This window comes from Nonomuraea sp. H19, assembly GCF_052068215.1.
GTDB lineage: Bacteria > Actinomycetota > Actinomycetes > Streptosporangiales > Streptosporangiaceae > Nonomuraea.
Genome location: NZ_JBQHCV010000107.1, coordinates 1 through 1,817, shown reverse-complemented (window position 1 = coordinate 1,817; position 1,817 = coordinate 1). Strand labels below are relative to the sequence as shown.

Annotated in this window: 2 protein-coding genes; one reads left to right on the top strand and one right to left on the bottom strand. The window is 66.6% G+C overall.

Features of this window, described 5'->3' with window-relative positions; genetic code table 11:
• Positions 1-10: 10 nt before the first annotated feature.
• Entirely contained in the window at positions 11-265 is a 255-nt protein-coding gene (locus ACTMTI_RS56760) for a hypothetical protein (protein WP_441129388.1), read from the bottom strand.
• On the opposite strand from ACTMTI_RS56760, the gene ACTMTI_RS56755 reads away from it, so the two are divergent.
• Positions 236-1,771 carry an ISL3 family transposase gene (locus ACTMTI_RS56755; RefSeq protein WP_441129387.1) on the top strand — a complete coding sequence of 512 codons (1,536 nt, stop codon included), beginning with the start codon at positions 236-238 and terminating at the stop codon, positions 1,769-1,771. The genes ACTMTI_RS56760 and ACTMTI_RS56755 overlap by 30 nt on opposite strands.
• Positions 1,772-1,817: the final 46 nt, after the last annotated feature.

The following is a 1,817-nucleotide window of genomic DNA, read 5'->3' as shown; positions in this document are numbered from 1 at the left end:
CGGATCTGGCTCAAAGTCCGTGAAGCTGGTCACGACCTGTGATCACGTCGTCGGCGCAGGCGGTCGTCAGGTGATCGCGATTTCGTAACTCGACGCGCAGGAGAACGGCCGCGTCGTCATGATCCGGTTCATCCCGGAACTGATCATCACGAGCGGCCGCGAGGTCATTGTGCGACATGCCCCGGCAGGCGAGGAAGCCTGTCGCGTTCTTCTGCTGTTCCCACATCTCAGTCAGGTGCATATCGACGCCATCGAGCAGGATCAAGGTGGACTGCTGATCACAGCTCGGACCAGAGCTGACCATGCGATATGTCAGCGATGCGCCACCTCGGCAGGCAGACGGCACAGCCGCTACCGCCGCCGCCTTCACGACCTGCCGTCCTCAGGCCAGCCCATACTGATCGAGCTGGAGGTCCGCCGGTTCTTCTGCGACAACCCCGCCTGTGACGTTCGCACCTTTGTCGAGCAGGTCCCCACGCTGACCAAGCGGCACGCCCGCCGCACACCGCTGCTGCGCGCCGCGCTGGAAGCCATCGCCCTGGCGTTAGCCGGACGCGCCGGAGCGCGACTGGCGTCCGTGCTGGGCTTGGCGGCCGGCCGCTCCACGCTGATCCGCTTGATCCACGCCCTGCCCGACCCCGAGATCGCCCACCTCACCGCGGTGGGCGTGGACGACTTCGCCCTGCGCCGGGGCAACAGCTACGGCACCGTCCTGATCGACATGACCACCCGTCGGCCCATCGACCTGCTGCTCGACCGCCAAGCCGACACCCTCGCCGACTGGCTTCGAGCCCACCCCGAGGTGGAAGTGATCTGCCGGGACCGGGCCAGCGCCTATGCCGAGGGCGCCCTCAAAGGCGCGCCCCAGGCCACCCAATGCGCCGATCGCTGGCACCTGTGGCACAACCTGATCCAAGCCGTGGAACGATCGGTCGCCCGGCATCGCTCCTGCTTACCAGACCCTCAGGCCGACATTTCCGAGCCGCCCGAGCAGGCATCGGCAGCGCCGAGCACCACCGGCAAAGGTTCAACGCGGTTCGCTGACCGCACCCGTGCCAAGCACGCCAGAATCCATGAGTTGAAGGCGGCCGGGCATAGCCTGCGCTCCATCGCCCGCCAACTCGGCATGACCGACCGCACCGTGATCCGCTACGCCCACGCCGCCACGCCTGAGGAACTGTTGTGGGGCCAGTGGACCAACAAGCCCAGCGTCGTCGACGACTTCAAGCCCTACCTGCATCAGCGCTGGCAAGAGGGCGAGCGTAATGCCACCCGCCTGCTGGAAGAGATCACCGCGCTCGGCTACCGCGGCAGCTACGGCGCGCTCAGCGACTACCTACGACCCCTGCGCACGCCGCACCCCGTCGCCCCACCGACGCCTTCGGTCCGCAAGGTCACCGGCTGGCTCGCCACCCACCCCGACCGACTCGAAGAAGCCCACCAACTCCAGCTCAAGACCGTTCTGGACCGCTGCCCGGAACTGGCCGCGCTCCTCAAGCACGTCCGCTCCTTCGCCATCATGCTCACCCAACGCCGAGGCCAAGACCTTCCCGGCTGGCTCACCGCGGTGAAAGCCGAAGACCTGCCCGCACTACACGCCTTCGCCAACGGCCTCGAACGCGACTTCGACGCCGTCACCGCAGGCCTGACCCTGCCCTGGAGTTCCGGCCCGGTGGAAGGCCACGTCAACCGCATCAAGATGCTCAAGCGCCAAATGTTCGGCCGCGCGAGTTTCCCGCTTCTGCGCAAACGAGTACTCCTCACGACCTAACGATCATCACGCTTCGTCACCCATTCACGGACTTTGAGCCAGATCC